Below are 15,190 nucleotides of genomic sequence, written 5' to 3'. Positions count from 1 at the left end.
TCCCCAACCGGTGCATGCGCGCAGCGACTGGAGCGTATGCGTATTCGTCGTTTCTTGTCGTGCACGCGACGTCCTACACTGCCTGCATCGGAGGCGGCATGGCGCGCTGAAGTCGATCAGCCCAGGCCCGCCCCGAGCGCCAAGCCTACATCATGCATCCGCAACGCTCCGTCGTGATGGCAGTGGCCGAGGCTCTTCCCGCAGCCCGCACCGCCCCCGCAGTTCGCCCCGTCGTTCCGTCTTCTTTCCCGCACGCGGTCTCGTTCCGCTCAGCCGTCGCGCTGGGGCCCGGCACCCGTCGCACTGCGCCGGGCCGAACCGGCTCCGCCTGATCCCGCTTCACCGCCGGCCCGCGGCAACGTGTCCGGACCGTGCGCCAGCAGCATGGCGCGCGCGGGCGTGGCCGGCCTCCGGGGTGACGCGCGTCCGGCGCGTCCGTTTCCCTTTACCTTAGCCAAGACCTCATCGTGAAATCCTTTCTTCTGATCGGCGCCGCATTGGCCGCCGCTTCCGTCTCGTTCTCCGCCGTGGCCGGCCCCGACTTCTACATCATCGAGAAGGGGCGCGATGCCAAGCGCGCGGTGCAGCGTGCGGAAGCCGCGCAGGCAGCGCAGGCCTCCCAGGCCGTGCCGGCTCCGCAAGCCGCGCCGGCAACGCAGCCGCCCCTGACCTCCGTCACGCCGCGCGGCGTGGTGTATCGGCGCGGGGGCTGAACGGCGCGCACCGGCGAGCAGTGGCGCCGCCGTCGTTCAATCCACCCGTATCGCCGCCCGCGCCGCCACCGCCCGCATCTGCGGCAGTTCGCGCTCGACGCGCTGGCGCACGGCCGCGCCGTCGCCGTAGGCCGGGCTCAGGCCCAGTTCGACCATGCGTTGCCTGGTCTGCGGCGCGGTGGCGACGTCGGCCAGCGCCTTCTCCAGTTTCTGCTGTACCGGCTGGGGCAGTCCCGCCGGCGCCAGCAGCGCGAACCAGGTGCCCATCTCGAAGCCGGGGTAGCCGCTTTCGGCCACCGTGGGTACTTGCGGCAGCGATGGCAGGCGCTGGGATGACAGCACCGCCAGCGGCTTGATCTTGCCGCTCTGGATCAGGGGCTGGGTGGCGACGATGGTATCGACCGCCACCGGCACCTGGCCGCCGGCCAGCGCGGTAAGGCTGGGTGCGCTGCCGTTGAAGGGCACGTGCACCATGCGGATGCCGGCGGCGGATTTGAGCATTTCGCCGCCGAAGTGGACCGAGGAGCCGGTGCCGAAGGAGCCGTAGGAGAACTTGTCCGGTTCGGCCCTGGCCTGGGCGACGAGATCCTTGAGCGAGTTGACGGGTACCGCGGGATTGGCCACCAGCACCAGCGCCATGTCGGCCACCAGGCCCAGCGGGGTGAAGCTCTTGACGGGGTCGTAGGCCAGGTTCTGGCGGATGGCGGGGTTCAGCGTCAGCGTGGTGCTGGCGGCCAGCAGCAGGGTGTAGCCATCGGGCGGCGACTTGGCCAGCACGGTGGCGCCGACCACGGTGCTGGCGCCGGGTTTGTTTTCCACCACCACCGTCTGCCCCAGTTTCTCGCCCAGGCCGACCGCCAGCAGGCGGCCCAGCACATCGGTGGCGCCGCCGGCGGCGAAGGGGATCAGCAGCTTGATCGGCCGCGTCGGGTAGGCGGCGTCGGCGCGCGCGCCGAGCGGGACTGCGGCGCACAGGGCGCCCAGCGTGCACAGGACGGCCAGTGCGCGCAGGCGGGGGCGGGGTACTGCGGTCGTCATCTTCGTCATGTCGGACTCCTGCCGGCGGGGGATGGGGGAAGCGAAAGCAGTCGGTATCGGCGGGGGCGGGACGGTCGCCGGCGTGCTTGCCGCCACCCGTCCCTGCCCGTGCTCAGCCCAGCAGCGGGCTGGCGACGCGCGCGTAGCCGCTGGCCTGGTCGTAGGCGTGGCCGAGCTGCAGCACCGCGGCGTCGGCCTGCGCCGGGCCGATGATCTGCAGCCCGCAGGGCAGGCCGCCGGGGCCGAAGCCCGCCGGTGCGGACAGCACCGGCAGTCCTGCCATGGTGGCCGGCACCACGGCCTGCATCCAGCGGTGGTAGGTATCCATGGCGCGCCCGTCGATGGCCTTGGGCCAGTCCCAGTCCACCGGGAAGGGGAAGACCTGGGTGGCCGGCATGACCAGGAAGTCGACGCGCTCGAACAGCGTGCGCAGCGCCTGGTACCAGGCGCTGCGCACGCGCGCCGCGTCGTAGACCTGCATGGCGCCCAGGGCGAGGCCGCGCTCGATCTCCCAGACCGCTTCCGGCTTGAGCAGGGCGCGCTTGGCCGGGTCGTGGTACAGCGCCGCGTTGGCGCCCGCCACCGAGAAGCTGCGCAGGTCGATCCAGGCGCGCCACAGGCTGTCCAGGTCGAAGGCTGGCTGCACCGGCTCGACGTGGCAGCCGATGGTACGGAAGTGGGCCAGCGCCGCCGCGCAGGTGTCGAGCAGGCCGGGTTCCGTCGGCAGGTGGCCGCCGAGGTCGCCCAGCCAGCCGATGCGGGTGCCGCGCAGGTCGCGCTCCAGCGCGGGCGCGAAGCTGCCGGGGGTCTCGGCGCGGCGCGTCAGCGGCAGGCGTGCGTCGAAGCCGGCCTGCACCGACAGCAGCAGCGCCAGGTCGGGGATGTTGCGCGCCATCGGGCCGGCCACGCTGAACTGCTGGAAGAACACTTCTTCGGTGGGGCCGTGCGGCACGCAGCCGAACGAGGTGCGCAGGCCGTAGACGTTGTTGAAGGCGGCCGGCGTGCGCAGCGAGCCCATCATGTCGGAGCCGTCGGCCACCGGCAGCATGCGCAGCGCCACCGCCACGCCGGCGCCGCCGCTGCTGCCGCCGGCCGAGCGGCCGAGGTCGAAGGCATTGCGGGTGGCGCCGTAGATGGGGTTGTAGGTATGGCCGCCGAGGCCGAACTCGGGCGAGTTGGTGCGGCCGACGAAGAGCGCGCCGCCGGCGCGCATGCGCTCGAACACCACGGCATCGGCGGTGGGCACATGGTCGCGGAACACCGGCGAGCCCTTGGTGGTGACCATGCCGGCCACCGGCATGATGTCCTTGGGCGCCTGCGGGAAACCGTGCAGCGGGCCGCGGCTGTGGCCGCGCGCCAGCTCGGCGTCGCGTTCGGCGGCCTGGGCCGCCAGCGCCTCGCGCGCGGCCGGCGCGACGATGGCGTTGACCAGCGGGTTCAGGCGGTCGATCTGCGCCAGGTAGGCGTCGAGCACCTCGGCGCACGACACCTCGCGCGCGTGGATGGCGTGCGACAGGGCGACGGCGTCGAGGGCGACGATGGTGCTTCCGGTGCCACCTTCCGGAGCGGCATTCGGGGTCGGGCGGGCGTGTGCTGCGGTGGCGGCGGGGGCGGTGGCGGTCATGCGGTCAGGGTGCGGTGCGCGTGGCGATGCAGAACAGCATAGGGACGGCCGAGGGTTTCGACAATCGAGGATTTTTCCAAATATCATTGCATTTCACGCAAACCTGGACGTGGCCGCGCCATGCTCTCGAACCAACTGCAGGACACCGCCCTGCGCTACTTCCTCGAGGTGGTGCGCAGCGGCTCGCTGAGCGAGGCCGCGCTGCGCCTGAACGTGACGGCCTCGGCCGTCAGCCGCCAGGTGGCGGCGCTGGAGGCCTTGCTGGGCGTGCCGCTGTTCGAGCGCCGGCCGCGCGGCATGGTGGCCAGCGCGGCCGGCGAACTGCTGGCCGCCTTCGCCCTGCGCGGAGCGCTGGAGGCCGACCGCGTGGTGGCGGAGATCCAGGCCCTGCAGGGGCTGCGGCGCGGGCGGGTGCGCGTGGCGAGTTCGGCGGGCTTCGCCATCGAGTTCCTGCCGCGCGCCATCGCGGTCTTCCGCGAGCGCTTTCCGGGTCTGCAGTTCCACGTGCGGGTGGCGAGTCCCGCCGAGGCCACCGCCATCGTGCTGCGCGGCGAGGCCGATATCGGCATCACCTACAGCCGCGCCACCGAGCAGGGCATCCGCGTCGAGCACCGCCAGCCGGCCCCGGTGATCGCCATCATGCGGCCCGACCATGCGCTGGCGCGCTTTCGCTCGGTGTCGCTGGCGCAGATGCAGGCCTACCCGCTGGCGCTGCCGGAGGGCGACAACACCGTGCGCCAGCTGTTCGACCTCGCCTGCGGCGAGCGCGGCATCGTCTTCGAGCCGGTGCTGGTGACCAACCATTTCGAGACCCTGACCAACTTCGTGGTGCATGGCGGCGGCCTGTCGATCTCCGGCGAGGTCACCGTGCGCGATCGCGTGCGCCGCGGCGAGTTGCACGCGGCCGAGATCCGCGAGCGCGGCATGCGCGGCCGCGCCATCGAGCTGCAGACCCTGAACGGGCGCACCTTGCCGGAGGGCGTGCGCGCCTTCCTGGACTTCCTGCGCGAGCAGCTGGCGCCGCCGCGCTGAGCGGAATGCCTAGCTGCCCCGGCTTTCCCCGGCGGCATCGCCTTCCTCCACCAGCCACTGCGCGAAGGCTTGCACGATGGCGTCGCCGGCCTTGTGCTGCGGCAGGTAGCAGCAATAGCTGCGCGAGGGCAGGCGCAGGTCCGGGAACGGTGCCACCAGCCGCCCCGCGGCCAGGTCGTCGGCCACCAGCGCGGTAGGGCCCATGGCCACGCCGATGCCGTCGAGCGCGGCCTGCAGCGTCAGGTAGAAATGGTCCAGCGTCAGCGCGGCGGCCGGCGCCAGCTCCGGCACGCCGGCCGCGGCCAGCCAGTCGTCCCAGGCGCGCGGCAGCGTGGAGGCGTGCAGCAGCGTGTGCCGGCACAGGTCGGCGGGCACCGCCAGCGGCACGTGCGCCGGCAGCGCGGGGCTGCATACCGGCAAGCGCTGCTCGGCCAGGAAGGGCTGCATGGTGTAGCCGTAGAAGGTGTCCGGCCCGCCGCGGATGATCACGTCATAGGCTTCGCGCAGCGCGTCGACCGGCTCGTTCGAGGTGTCGACGCGCACGTCCGCCTGCGGATGGCGCTGGCGGAAACGCTCCAGCCGGGGCACCAGCCAGCGCAGCGCGAAGGTGGCCACGCTGCTGACGCGCAGCACGGTGCGCGTGCGCGCTGCGCCGCGGCCGTAGCGGCTGGTGGCCGAGGCGATGCGGTCGAAGGCCGGGCCGATCTCGGCGAGGTAGGCGGTGGCCGCCGGCGTCAGCGCCACGCGCCGGTTGTGGCGTTCGAACAGGGGCTGGCCGAACCAGTCCTCCAACTGCCGCACATGCTGGCTGATGGCGCCCTGGGACACGTGCAGCTCGGTGGCGGCAGCCTTGAAGCTGCCCAGGCGGGCCGCGGCCTCGAAGGCGCGCAGCGCATTGAGCGGAGGCAGGGTGCGGGACATCGGGGTCGTCGTGCAGTCGGTGGCGGGGAGGGCAGGGGGTAGAGGCCGCAGCCTCGTATTAGTTTTTCTACTGTGGAGGGCCAAATTTACTGGTTTGCCGGGCCGGCTTCAAGCAGGGATACTGCAGCGAAACCCGAGGAGAGCCTGGATGTCCACCCCCATCGTCCTGCTGGTCTTGTGCGCCGCCCTGCTGCACGCCGGCTGGAACGCCGCCGTCAAGGCCAGCGCCGACAAGGCGCTGGACATCGTGCTGGTGACCGGCGGCGCGGCGCTGCTGTCGGCCTTCGCGCTGCCCTGGCTGCCGGCGCCGCAGCCCCAGAGCTGGCCCCACCTGGCCGCCTCGGCAGGCATCCACGTGGTCTATTTCGCGCTGGTGGGCGCGGCCTACCGCCACGGCGACATGAGCTATGCGTACCCGTTGATGCGGGGCCTGCCGCCGCTGCTGGTGGCACTGGCCAGCGGCGCGCTGATCGGCGAGCACCTGCCGGCGGGCGCCTGGGGCGGCGTGCTGCTGATCTGCGGGGGCATCCTCAGCCTGATGCTGGTGTCCCGGCGCAGTGCCGCCGCGTCGCCCAAGGCGCGCGCCGCGACCGCTTTCGCGCTGGCCAATGCGGTGGTGATCGCCGGCTATACCTTCGTCGACGGCACCGGCGTGCGCCTGGCGGGCAGCGCCGCCGCCTATACCGGCTGGGTCTTCGTGCTGTGCGCGCTGCCGCTGCTGGGCTGGGCCCTGCTGCGGCGCCCGGCCGACCTGGGCCGCCACCTGCGCCAGCGCTGGCGCGTCGGCCTGCTGGGCGGCGCCTGCACCGCCGGCGGCTACGCCATGGTGCTGCTCGCCATGGCGCACGCGCCGGTGGCGATGGTGGCGGCGCTGCGCGAGACCGCGATCGTGTTCGGCATGGGCCTGTCGGCGCTGGTGCTGAAGGAGCGCTTCGGCCGCAGCCGCCACGCGGCGGCGCTGGCGATCCTGCTGGGGGCGGTGGTGCTGCGGCTGGCGTGAGGGGGTGATGGCGGGGCTGGCGGCTCCGGCCGGCGGCAGCGCCCGCCGGCCTCGGTTCAGAAGTCGATCCTGGCGTTCAGGCTGACGCTGCGCGGATCGCCCGGCTTGATGTAGTCGGCATACTGGAACTCCCCGTAACGGCGGTCGGCCAGGTTGTTGACGGCGGCGCGCGGCGTCACGTCGTAGCCGGACAAGCGCGTGGTGTAGCTCGCGCCGAGATGGAACACCATATAGCCCGGCACCGACAGGTTGCTGGCCTGGCGCAGCTGGGTGCTGCCGGGGAACTTGCCGTCGACGCCGACGCGCAGCCCCGGCACGAAAGGCACGCGGTAGCCCAGCCGCGCGGCGGCCACCACGCGCGGTGCGCCGGCCACGCAATTGCCGTCGTAGGCGCTGCCCTTGGCATACCAGGTGTCCGGGACCATCAGGCTGCCGCCCAGATGCCACTGCCCGATTGCCGTGCAACGTATTGCCGCCGACCCTATTGCCGCGCAGCCAGTCCCATCTGCTGCATCAGGCCGAGGTTGTCTTCCAGGTGCCAGTTTTCCGCGATGCGGCCTTCCGCGATCCGATACAGGTCGAAGGCCTGGAAGTCGATGGCCTGGCCCGCGCCGGCGGCCGTGCCGAAGTGGCCGGTGAAATGCCCGTGGAAGCGCAGGCGCACGGACACGCGGTCGCCGGCAATCACGACATCTTCCAGTTCGGCGCTCAGGTCGGGCACGGCAGCGCGGAACGCGAGCGACGCCTGCAGCGGGCCCTGCCTTCCCTGCGTGCGTCCGGGGGGCAGCGTGCGGTCGAGGAAGTCCGGGGCCAGTGCGGCCTCGGCATAGCGCGGCTCGCCGGTGTGCCAGAAGGTGGCGTAGCGGCGCGCGGCGAGCAGGGCCGGGTTCGCCGCTTCGAGGTCGGCGCCTGCGACGTGCAGCGGCAGGACCAGGTGGTCGTCCACGCCGGCCAATGCCGGCGCGGGGGCGGTTCCGCACAGGGTAAGGACGGCCAGGGCGCAGTGCGCGGCGACGCGGGCGGGATGCAGATGGCTAAGGGACATGATGGATTCCGGTAGGCGGGGAGGGCAGGGGAGGGTTCAAGCGGCAGGTACATCGCGCGCGCCGAGGATGAAGCGTGCGATCTCATCCTTGCGCAGGAACGCCACGCCAGGGTGCCCCTGCGCGTAGCGGATGAAGCGTTCCAGCGCCTGCACCCGCGCCGGGGTGCCGGAAATGCGGTCGTGCGCGCTGATGGACATCATGCGGCGGCGCGTCGCGCCTTCCGCGTAGAGCAAGTCGAAATCGGCCTTCAGTTCGCCGAGAAAATCGTCCACGCTGGTGGCCGGCGAATCGAAGCGGACGATATCGTTGTTGCGCACCGTGTACGGCACCACTACGAAGGGCTTGCCACCGACCTGCAGTCGCGACGGTTCATCGCGGCTGAGGTCGTCGATGTGATAGAGGAAGCCGAGCGACTGCAGGATGGACAGGGTATGGGGCGAGCCGCGCATCCAGAACGCATTGAAACCGACCGGCCGCACGCCGGTGGCGCGCTCGATGCTGGCGATGCTCTGCACGTAACTGGCCCGCTCCTGCGCGGCGGACATGCTGTACTGCGGTTCCCAGGTCTGGCCATGGCCGGCGGCCTCATGCCCGCGCGCCACGATCTCGCCTGCCAGCTCGGGGTGGCGTTCCACCGCCTGGCCGACCATGTGGGACGTCACCTTGACCCCCGTGCGTTCCCACAGGTCCAGCAGGCGTGGAATGCCTTCGCGCACGCCATAGGCGTACCAGGTCTGCATGGGGTAGTCGGGATATCTGGGGTCCAGTGGCGGGAACGGTCCGCTGGCACCGCGCTCCGGCTGGGCGCCGGCCTCGAACTGCATGGAGATCGAGATCACCAGGCGCGAGCCGCCGGGCCAGAACGGCCCACGGTCGGCTGGCGCGGTGGCGCGATGCGGCGATCCGCCGCCGGCGTCCTGTGCCTGGGCGGCGGCCAGCCCAGGCAAGGCGGCGCCCAGCAGCGCGGCCTGGCCGAGAAAGCGCCGGCGGGCGGGGGCTTCGGGATGAGAAGGAGTGGTAGGCATGGCGCACGTCCTGTTGGCTGGCCGCCGGGATGGCAGCCGATCGAGTGCGCACTGTAGATTTCAATCCCTGTTGGATAAAGATCGTTAAAAAAGGATATTTTTCAAATCAGGTTTGAAAGCGCGGCGCAACCACCGGCATTGACGTGCAGGTGCGCTGGCGCTGCGATACGCGGCCCGCTCAGCAAGATGTCACGAATCCGCCGGCGGCGGCACCCGCCACCGCCGTGCCCAGCATCTCGACAAAGGCAGATGCGGCAGCGCCGTCCGGGCGGCCGTGCCGGCGGTGCAGCGCCGCCGTACGCGTAAATCCCGGCAGTGCGAGTGGCAGATGCGCCAGTCCGGCGAAGCCGCCGCCGCGCGACCCCGCGACATGCAGCGCCAGCGGACTGGCCACTGTGTAAAGATTGCCGCCGAGCACGGCACGCAGCAGCGCGTCGACGCTGGGGCCTTCGAGCCGCGGGTGCAGCTGGACACCGGCGGCAGCCGCGGCGGCGTCGAGCTGGCGCCGCATGGCGAAGCGTCGCGGCAGCAGCGCGAGCGGCAGTGCGGCCAGCTCGCGCGGCGACATGGCGGGCTCGGGCGCCGGCAGGCGTGGTGCGGGAGCGATCAGCGCCAATGTTTCGCGGAACAGGGCTGTGCGGGCGATGCGTTTCGGTACCGCATCGGCCAGGCGGGGGCCGGGGTGTTCGCGGAAGGCGAGGCCGAGATCGATCTGGCCATCCAGCAGCGCACGGTCGACCTCGGCGGCCGAGAACTCCGACACCTGCACTTCCAGTTCCGGGTGCGCGGCCAGCAAGGCCTGCACGGCGGGCATGACCAGCGCGGACAGATAGGTGTGGATGGCGCCGACGCGCAGTATGCCCGTCACCTGCCGGCGCGGCGCAGCCGCGCCGGCCACCACCCGCTCCAGTTGCTCGAGCACCGGCTCGAGCGCCTGCACCAGTTGCCGCCCCGCTTCGGTCAACTCCAGGGTGCGGCCGACGCGTGCGAACAGCGGAACGCCGAGCTGTGCCGCCAGCTCGCGCAGGTGCTGGGACAGGGCCGGCTGCGTCAGGCCGAGCGCATCGGCGGCCGCGGTCACGCCGCCATGGCGCGCCACCGCCATCAGGCTGCGCAGCAGACGCAGGTCGAGTGCCGGATGGGCCGTGCGCTGAATCATAAGAATTGATGATGGATTGAAAATCAATTGATCATTTTACGTGCCGAGGCGGTGCTGGTGAAATGCTGCTCGACGAAGGGGCTTGCAGACTGCGACCCCGCACAAGCCCGCACAAGCCCGCAGGCAAGGAGACCAGAATTGACTGCCACCCCGATCCGGCGCCGAGCCGTTCCACCCGCTCGCGCGGCCGTCCAGGCACTTGCCGTCTGCGCCGCCGCCCTTGCCGCCGCAGCGCCGGCAGCGGCGGCCTATCCCGAGCGGCCCATCCGCCTGGTGGTGCCGTATGCGCCAGGTGCCACCACCGACGCGCTGGCCCGGCTGGTGGGCCAGTCCTTGCAGGCGCGGCTCGGGCAGCCGGTCGTGGTGGAGAACCGGCCGGGTGCCGGAGGCACCATCGGCACGGACTATGCGGCCAAGGCGCCGGCCGACGGCTATACGCTGCTGCTGGGTGCGGTGGGCCCGGTGTCGGTGGGGCGCGCCCTGTATCCATCGCTGCCATATGACCCGCAGCGCGATCTGGCCGGCGTCGGCCTGGTCGGCTCGGTACCTTTCATCCTGGTGGCGGGCAAGCGCGGCCAGCGCCTGGCTTCCCTGCCGGCGCTGCTGAGCGCCGCACGCGCTGCGCCGGACACCATCGCCTATGGATCGGCCGGCAACGGCACGCCGCAGCACATCATCGGCGCCATGTTCGCGCAGGCGAGCGGCGTGCGCCTGCTGCATTCGCCCTACAAGGGCTCGGGGCCTGCCATCAACGACCTGCTGGGCGGGCAGATTGCGCTCATGTTCGACAGCCCGGTGCCGCTGCTGCCCCACATCCGCGCCGGCAGCGTGGTGCCGCTGGCGCAGACCGGCGCGCGCCGCTCCGCCTCCTTGCCCGACGTGCCTACGCTTGCCGAGCAGGGCATGCGCGGATTCGACGCCGCGCCCTGGTACGGCATCATGGTGCCGGCGGCCGTGCCGGCCGACATCGTGGTCCGGCTCAATCGCGAGCTCGATGCCGTGCTGGCCGAGCCGCAGGTGCGCCAGCGCCTGCTGGCCCTGGGGGTCGAAGCGCAGGCGCTCGATGTTCCGGCTTTCCGCCGCTTCCTGGCGCAGGCCCAGGCGCGCTGGACCGCAGCGGTCACCGCGGCGAACGTGAGGCCCGACTGAGCATGCCCCACCTGATCGTGGAAACCACGCGCGAGCTGGCCGGCAGCCTGGATTTCGGCGAGGTCTGCGCCACCCTGCACGGCGCGCTGGCCGCGACCGGGCATGTGCGCCTGGATGACCTGAAGAGCCGCTTGCTGGTTGCCGAGGCCGCCCTGACCGGCAACACGCCGGCCGACGGCTTCCTGGTGGTCCATCTGCTGATGACGCGGCCCAGGCCGGAGCCGGTGCAGGCCGAACTGGCCGCCCTGGTGCTGCGCCACTTCGAGGCAGCGGTTCGTGCGGCGGCACCGCAGGGAGTGGTGCAAGTGTGCGTTCTGCACCGGGCGGTGGCGCCGGGAGCCTATCGCAAGACCCTGGTGTCGCCAGCCTAGCCGTGCAATGGCCAGCCGCATGGCGTGGGCCGCCGGGCTCAGCCCTGCGCCCGCTCCAGTTCGCGCCAGGCCAGGAACAGCCGCGCGTCGAACTCGAACTGGTGGTAGCGCGGCTCCATGTGCTCGCACAGGCGGTAGAAGGCCTTGTCGTGGTCGGCCTCCTTCAGGTGCGCCAGTTCGTGCACCACGATCATGCGCAGGAACTCGGGCGGGCCGTCCTTGAAGACGGCCGCCACGCGGATTTCCTTCTTGGCCTTGAGCTTGCCGCCCTGCACGCGCGAGATGGCGGTGTGCAGGCCGAGTGCGCGATGCGCGGCTTCCAGGCGGGGGTCGTAGCCGACCTTGTGCAGCGGCGGCGCGCTGCGCAGGTATTCCTGCTTGATGTCGTTGGCGTACGCGTAGAGCGCGCGGTCGGTCTGCACCGCGTGGCGCGCCGGGTAGCGCTGCGCCAGGTGCTCGCCGAGGCGGCCGGCGCCGACCAGCGCGCGCACCTGGTCGAGCAGGTCGGGCGGATAGCCGGCGAGAAAGCGCAGCGGGTCGCGCGCGGCCGGGCGCCAGGTGTCGTTCACGGCAGGCTTGGCGCGGCGGTCAGTGGTGGTGATGGTGGTGGTGCGCCCAGTTGGCGTCGAGCGAGTTGACGAAGGACTCGACGGCCTCCTTGTCGCCGGTGGCGTGGCGCATCAGTTCGCCGCACTTGCACCAGCCCTGGTAGGGCGTGATATGCGAGCAGGCGGAGACCTTCTGCAGGAACAGGGTCACGGGCTTCGTGCACTTCTTGCACTTGAAGGTCAGGGTGCGGGCGGGTTTGCTCATCGGGAGATCCGGAGGCCCGGCGGGGGCCGGGCGTCAGGCCCGGCGCGGCCGGTTCGGGGCGTGCCTGGGCGGGTTGCTGCGGGAAGGGTCTGGGTTGGCGCGGCGCGGGCCGGCGGGTGCTGCCGCGGCGCGGTGCGCGCAGCCGGCATTGTACCGGCTCGCGCCGGCCGCCGCGCGGGCCGCGCGCCCGCCCGGCTTTGCTACACTGCCGCCATTCCCCAGCACCCAACCCGCGAATCCGCATGGCACAGTACGTTTTCACCATGAACCGCGTGGGCAAGATCGTTCCGCCCAAGCGTCACATCCTGAAGGACATCTCGCTGTCCTTCTTCCCCGGCGCCAAGATCGGCGTGCTCGGCCTGAACGGCTCGGGCAAGTCCACGCTGCTGAAGATCATGGCCGGCCTGGACAAGGACATCGAGGGTGAAGCCACGCCGATGCCCAACCTGAACATCGGCTACCTGTCGCAGGAACCGCAGCTAGACCCCGAGCAGACCGTGCGCGAGGCCGTGGAAGGCGGCCTGGGCGAAGTGTTCGAGGCGCGCAAGAAGCTCGACGAGATCTACGCCGCCTACGCCGAGCCGGATGCCGACTTCGACGTCCTGGCCGCCGAGCAGGCCAAGTACGAGGCCATCCTGGCCGCCAGCGACGGCAACAACGCCGAGCTGCAGCTGGAGATCGCCGCCGACGCACTGCGCCTGCCGCCGTGGGACGCCAAGGTCGGCCACCTGTCGGGCGGCGAGAAGCGCCGCGTGGCGCTGTGCCGCCTGCTGCTGTCGCGCCCCGACATGCTGCTGCTGGACGAACCCACCAACCACCTGGACGCCGAGTCGGTGGATTGGCTGGAGCAGTTCCTGACGCGCTTCCCCGGCACCGTGGTGGCCGTCACCCACGACCGCTACTTCCTCGACAACGCCGCCGAGTGGATCCTCGAACTGGACCGCGGCCAGGGCATCCCCTGGAAGGGCAACTACAGCTCCTGGCTGGACCAGAAGGAAAACCGCCTGAAGCAGGAAGAGTCGACCGAATCGGCGCGGCAGAAGGCGCTGAAGAAGGAACTGGAGTGGGTGCGCCAGAACCCCAAGGGCCGCCAGGCCAAGTCCAAGGCGCGCCTGGCCCGTTTCGACGAGCTCAACAGCCAGGAATACCAGAAGCGCAACGAGACCCAGGAAATCTTCATCCCGGTGGGTGAGCGCCTGGGCAACGAGGTCATCGAGTTCAAGAACGTCACCAAGGGCTTCGGCGACCGCCTGCTGATCGACGATCTCAGCTTCACCGTGCCGCCGGGCGCGATCGTCGGCATCATCGGCCCGAACGGCGCCGGCAAGTCGACCTTCTTCAAGATGCTGACCGGCAAGGAGCAGCCTGACAGCGGCGAGATCAAGGTCGGGCCGACCGTGAAGCTGGCCTATGTCGACCAGAGCCGCGACGCGCTGGACGGCAGCAAGACCGTGTTCGAGGAAATCTCGGGCGGTGCCGACGTGCTGACCGTGGGCCGCTACGAGACCCCGTCGCGCGCCTACATCGGCCGCTTCAACTTCAAGGGCGGCGACCAGCAGAAGCAGGTGGGCTCGCTGTCCGGCGGCGAGCGCGGCCGCCTGCACATGGCCAAGACGCTGATCGCCGGCGGCAACGTGCTGCTGCTGGACGAACCGTCCAACGACCTCGACGTGGAAACGCTGCGCGCGCTGGAAGACGCGCTGCTGGAGTTCGCCGGCTGCGTGATGGTGATCTCCCACGACCGCTGGTTCCTGGACCGCATCGCCACCCACATCCTGGCCTTCGAGGGCGACTCGCACGTCGAGTTCTTCCCCGGCAACTACCAGGAGTACGAGGCCGACAAGAAGAAGCGCCTGGGCGAAGAGGCCGCCAAGCCGAAGCGCATCCGCTACAAGCCGATCGCGCGCTGAGCGCGGCCCCGGCCGGAAAGGGAAACGCCCTCGCTCACGCGAGGGCGTTTTTCATTGGGCGGCGCGGTTGTGGGCGCGGTTGTGGGCGCGGATGTGGGCCCGGCATGCGCACGCCCCAGCGATGGTTGGCTCCCCTTTCCCACTGGTGGGAGAGGGGCCGTGGGAGAGGGCAGGCACCCGCCGGCTCGATGCCCGTCACGTTGCCCCGGCGCCCGCCCGCACCAGCCGGATCCGCGTGATCTCCGACGGTGCGCCGAAGCGCTTGGGCGGGCCCCAGTAGCCGGTGCCGCGGCTGGTGTAGATCCACATGTCCTGGTGGCGGTCCAGCCCCGCCACATAGGGCTGCTGCATCGGCACGAAGAGGTTCCAGGGCCAGAACTGGCCGCCGTGGGTATGGCCCGACAGCTGCAGGTGGAAGCCGGCCGCGGCGGCGGCGGGCGCGGTGCGCGGCTGGTGGGCCAGCAGCACGCGCACGCCGGCCCGGTCCGGCGCGCCGTCGATGGCGCGCGCGGGGTCGCTGCGGTGCGCCTCGTCGAAGCGGTGCGCCGAATAGTCCGTGACCCCGGCCAGTACCAGCGCGTGGCCGTCGCGCTCGATCACCACGTGCTCGTTCATCAGCACGCGCACGCCGAGGCGGCGCAGCTCGGCGATCCAGGGATCGGCGCCGGAGTAGTACTCGTGGTTGCCGGTGACGAAGAAGCTGCCGTGCCCCGCGCGCAGCCGGGCCAGCGGCTCGGTGTGGGGCGCCAGTTCGCGCACCGTGCCATCGACCAGGTCGCCGGTGATGGCCACCGCGTCGGGCTGCAGGCTGTTGACGCGCTCGACGATGCGCGCCAGGTAGCTGTGCTTGATGGTCGGCCCGACGTGGATGTCGCTGATCTGCACGATGGTGAAGCCGTCCAGCGCGGCCGGCAGCCCCTCCACCGGCACCTGCACCTCGACCACGCGCGCCACCCGGCGCGCGTTGAGGAAGCCCAGCGCCGTCACCGCCAGCGCCAGCAGCAGCACGGCGGCGGCGCTGCCCGGCAGCAGCCAGGGTGGCTGCCAGCCGGCGATGCGGCAGCCCAGCAGCACGAGGTCGCGCGCGGCGGTCAGCACCAGCAGGGAGGAGAACAGGCCCATGGCCAGCATGCCGACCCAGTTGATGGCATCGGACCACGGGTGGCTGAGGCGGCGCGCCAGCAGCGCGGCGGGGATCAGCGGCCACGACAGCAGCAGCCAGGCGCCGCCCAGCAGCTTCGCCAGCAGGGGCACGGGCAGGTCCGGCAGCACGCGCGCGCCGACGTAGGCGTGCAGCAGGCCGATCAGCAGGGCGGCGATGAATATGGTGGTGCGAGGGGGCATGGCACCTTCTCGGTTGGGGACGGGAGGCGGGCGCGGCGCCGTGGA

16 protein-coding genes are annotated in these 15,190 nt (G+C 71.4%); 6 read left to right on the top strand and 10 right to left on the bottom strand.

The window, feature by feature from the left end:
- Positions 1-467: 467 nt before the first annotated feature.
- Positions 468-713 (top strand): hypothetical protein, encoded by a 246-nt coding sequence (locus BKK81_RS18380; protein WP_071015849.1) that lies wholly within the window; start codon positions 468-470, stop codon positions 711-713.
- Between the two features lie 36 nt (positions 714-749).
- On the opposite strand, the gene BKK81_RS18375 is transcribed toward BKK81_RS18380, so the two are convergent.
- A complete protein-coding gene (locus BKK81_RS18375) occupies positions 750-1,751 on the bottom strand; it encodes a Bug family tripartite tricarboxylate transporter substrate binding protein (RefSeq protein WP_418235899.1) in 1,002 nt (333 codons plus the stop codon).
- 112 nt (positions 1,752-1,863) lie between these two features.
- Positions 1,864-3,375, bottom strand: coding sequence for an amidase (locus tag BKK81_RS18370; protein ID WP_071015845.1), 1,512 nt, complete (start codon positions 3,373-3,375; stop codon positions 1,864-1,866).
- A 120-nt stretch (positions 3,376-3,495) separates the two neighbouring features.
- Here BKK81_RS18370 and BKK81_RS18365 point away from each other — a divergent pair, with 120 nt between their 5' ends.
- A complete protein-coding gene (locus BKK81_RS18365; protein ID WP_071015843.1) occupies positions 3,496-4,407 on the top strand; it encodes a LysR substrate-binding domain-containing protein in 912 nt (303 codons plus the stop codon).
- A 9-nt stretch (positions 4,408-4,416) separates the two neighbouring features.
- On the opposite strand, the gene gcvA is transcribed toward BKK81_RS18365, so the two are convergent.
- Positions 4,417-5,328 carry a transcriptional regulator GcvA gene (gene gcvA, locus BKK81_RS18360; RefSeq protein WP_071015842.1) on the bottom strand — a complete coding sequence of 304 codons (912 nt, stop codon included), beginning with the start codon at positions 5,326-5,328 and terminating at the stop codon, positions 4,417-4,419.
- 148 nt (positions 5,329-5,476) lie between these two features.
- On the opposite strand from gcvA, the gene BKK81_RS18355 reads away from it, so the two are divergent.
- Complete coding sequence (locus tag BKK81_RS18355; protein ID WP_071015840.1) at positions 5,477-6,328, top strand: EamA family transporter; 852 nt, start codon at positions 5,477-5,479, stop codon at positions 6,326-6,328.
- Between the two features lie 56 nt (positions 6,329-6,384).
- Here the strand turns inward: BKK81_RS18355 and BKK81_RS18350 are convergent, their stop codons facing one another.
- From BKK81_RS18350 to BKK81_RS18335, 4 genes are all read right to left on the bottom strand, one after another.
- Entirely contained in the window at positions 6,385-6,753 is a 369-nt protein-coding gene (locus tag BKK81_RS18350; protein WP_071015838.1) for a TonB-dependent receptor, read from the bottom strand.
- A gap of 56 nt (positions 6,754-6,809) precedes the next feature.
- Positions 6,810-7,373, bottom strand: a complete 564-nt coding sequence (locus BKK81_RS18345; RefSeq protein ID WP_071015836.1) for an ester cyclase — start codon at positions 7,371-7,373, stop codon at positions 6,810-6,812.
- Positions 7,374-7,409: 36 nt separating this feature from the next.
- Complete coding sequence (locus BKK81_RS18340; protein WP_071015835.1) at positions 7,410-8,399, bottom strand: polysaccharide deacetylase family protein; 990 nt, start codon at positions 8,397-8,399, stop codon at positions 7,410-7,412.
- A 178-nt stretch (positions 8,400-8,577) separates the two neighbouring features.
- Positions 8,578-9,558, bottom strand: coding sequence for a LysR family transcriptional regulator (locus tag BKK81_RS18335; protein WP_071015833.1), 981 nt, complete (start codon positions 9,556-9,558; stop codon positions 8,578-8,580).
- Positions 9,559-9,696: 138 nt separating this feature from the next.
- Here BKK81_RS18335 and BKK81_RS18330 point away from each other — a divergent pair, with 138 nt between their 5' ends.
- Positions 9,697-10,707: a tripartite tricarboxylate transporter substrate binding protein gene (locus tag BKK81_RS18330; protein WP_197523938.1), complete on the top strand. Its 1,011-nt coding sequence runs from the start codon at positions 9,697-9,699 to the stop codon at positions 10,705-10,707.
- 2 nt (positions 10,708-10,709) lie between these two features.
- On the top strand, positions 10,710-11,078 hold the full coding sequence (locus BKK81_RS18325; protein WP_071015831.1) for a hypothetical protein: 369 nt from the start codon (positions 10,710-10,712) through the stop codon (positions 11,076-11,078).
- Positions 11,079-11,116: 38 nt separating this feature from the next.
- Here BKK81_RS18325 and BKK81_RS18320 read toward each other — a convergent pair whose 3' ends face one another.
- Both BKK81_RS18320 and BKK81_RS18315 read right to left on the bottom strand, forming a co-directional pair.
- Positions 11,117-11,611: a M48 family metallopeptidase gene (locus BKK81_RS18320; RefSeq protein ID WP_071016624.1), complete on the bottom strand. Its 495-nt coding sequence runs from the start codon at positions 11,609-11,611 to the stop codon at positions 11,117-11,119.
- A 55-nt stretch (positions 11,612-11,666) separates the two neighbouring features.
- Positions 11,667-11,891, bottom strand: coding sequence for a hypothetical protein (locus tag BKK81_RS18315; protein WP_071015829.1), 225 nt, complete (start codon positions 11,889-11,891; stop codon positions 11,667-11,669).
- A gap of 242 nt (positions 11,892-12,133) precedes the next feature.
- Here BKK81_RS18315 and ettA point away from each other — a divergent pair, with 242 nt between their 5' ends.
- Positions 12,134-13,801, top strand: a complete 1,668-nt coding sequence (gene ettA / locus BKK81_RS18310; RefSeq protein WP_071015828.1) for an energy-dependent translational throttle protein EttA — start codon at positions 12,134-12,136, stop codon at positions 13,799-13,801.
- Between the two features lie 195 nt (positions 13,802-13,996).
- Here ettA and BKK81_RS18305 read toward each other — a convergent pair whose 3' ends face one another.
- Positions 13,997-15,145 (bottom strand): metallophosphoesterase, encoded by a 1,149-nt coding sequence (locus tag BKK81_RS18305; RefSeq protein WP_071015826.1) that lies wholly within the window; start codon positions 15,143-15,145, stop codon positions 13,997-13,999.
- Positions 15,146-15,190: the final 45 nt, after the last annotated feature.

Source organism: Cupriavidus sp. USMAHM13, assembly GCF_001854285.1.
Lineage (GTDB): Bacteria > Pseudomonadota > Gammaproteobacteria > Burkholderiales > Burkholderiaceae > Cupriavidus > Cupriavidus malaysiensis.
The sequence above is the reverse complement of the archived record's forward strand: the minus strand, read 5'-3'. Positions and strand labels throughout refer to the sequence as shown.

Coding starts and splice junctions, on each gene's coding strand:
- BKK81_RS18350 (WP_071015838.1), bottom strand. CDS start 6,753: ATGGTCCCGGACACCTGGTATGCCAAGGGCAGCGCCTACGACGGCAAT.
- BKK81_RS18315 (WP_071015829.1), bottom strand. CDS start 11,891: ATGAGCAAACCCGCCCGCACCCTGACCTTCAAGTGCAAGAAGTGCACG.
- BKK81_RS18345 (WP_071015836.1), bottom strand. CDS start 7,373: ATGTCCCTTAGCCATCTGCATCCCGCCCGCGTCGCCGCGCACTGCGCC.
- BKK81_RS18325 (WP_071015831.1), top strand. CDS start 10,710: ATGCCCCACCTGATCGTGGAAACCACGCGCGAGCTGGCCGGCAGCCTG.
- BKK81_RS18365 (WP_071015843.1), top strand. CDS start 3,496: ATGCTCTCGAACCAACTGCAGGACACCGCCCTGCGCTACTTCCTCGAG.
- BKK81_RS18355 (WP_071015840.1), top strand. CDS start 5,477: ATGTCCACCCCCATCGTCCTGCTGGTCTTGTGCGCCGCCCTGCTGCAC.
- ettA (WP_071015828.1), top strand. CDS start 12,134: ATGGCACAGTACGTTTTCACCATGAACCGCGTGGGCAAGATCGTTCCG.
- gcvA (WP_071015842.1), bottom strand. CDS start 5,328: ATGTCCCGCACCCTGCCTCCGCTCAATGCGCTGCGCGCCTTCGAGGCC.
- BKK81_RS18335 (WP_071015833.1), bottom strand. CDS start 9,558: ATGATTCAGCGCACGGCCCATCCGGCACTCGACCTGCGTCTGCTGCGC.
- BKK81_RS18305 (WP_071015826.1), bottom strand. CDS start 15,145: ATGCCCCCTCGCACCACCATATTCATCGCCGCCCTGCTGATCGGCCTG.
- BKK81_RS18370 (WP_071015845.1), bottom strand. CDS start 3,375: ATGACCGCCACCGCCCCCGCCGCCACCGCAGCACACGCCCGCCCGACC.
- BKK81_RS18375 (WP_418235899.1), bottom strand. CDS start 1,751: ATGACGACCGCAGTACCCCGCCCCCGCCTGCGCGCACTGGCCGTCCTG.
- BKK81_RS18340 (WP_071015835.1), bottom strand. CDS start 8,399: ATGCCTACCACTCCTTCTCATCCCGAAGCCCCCGCCCGCCGGCGCTTT.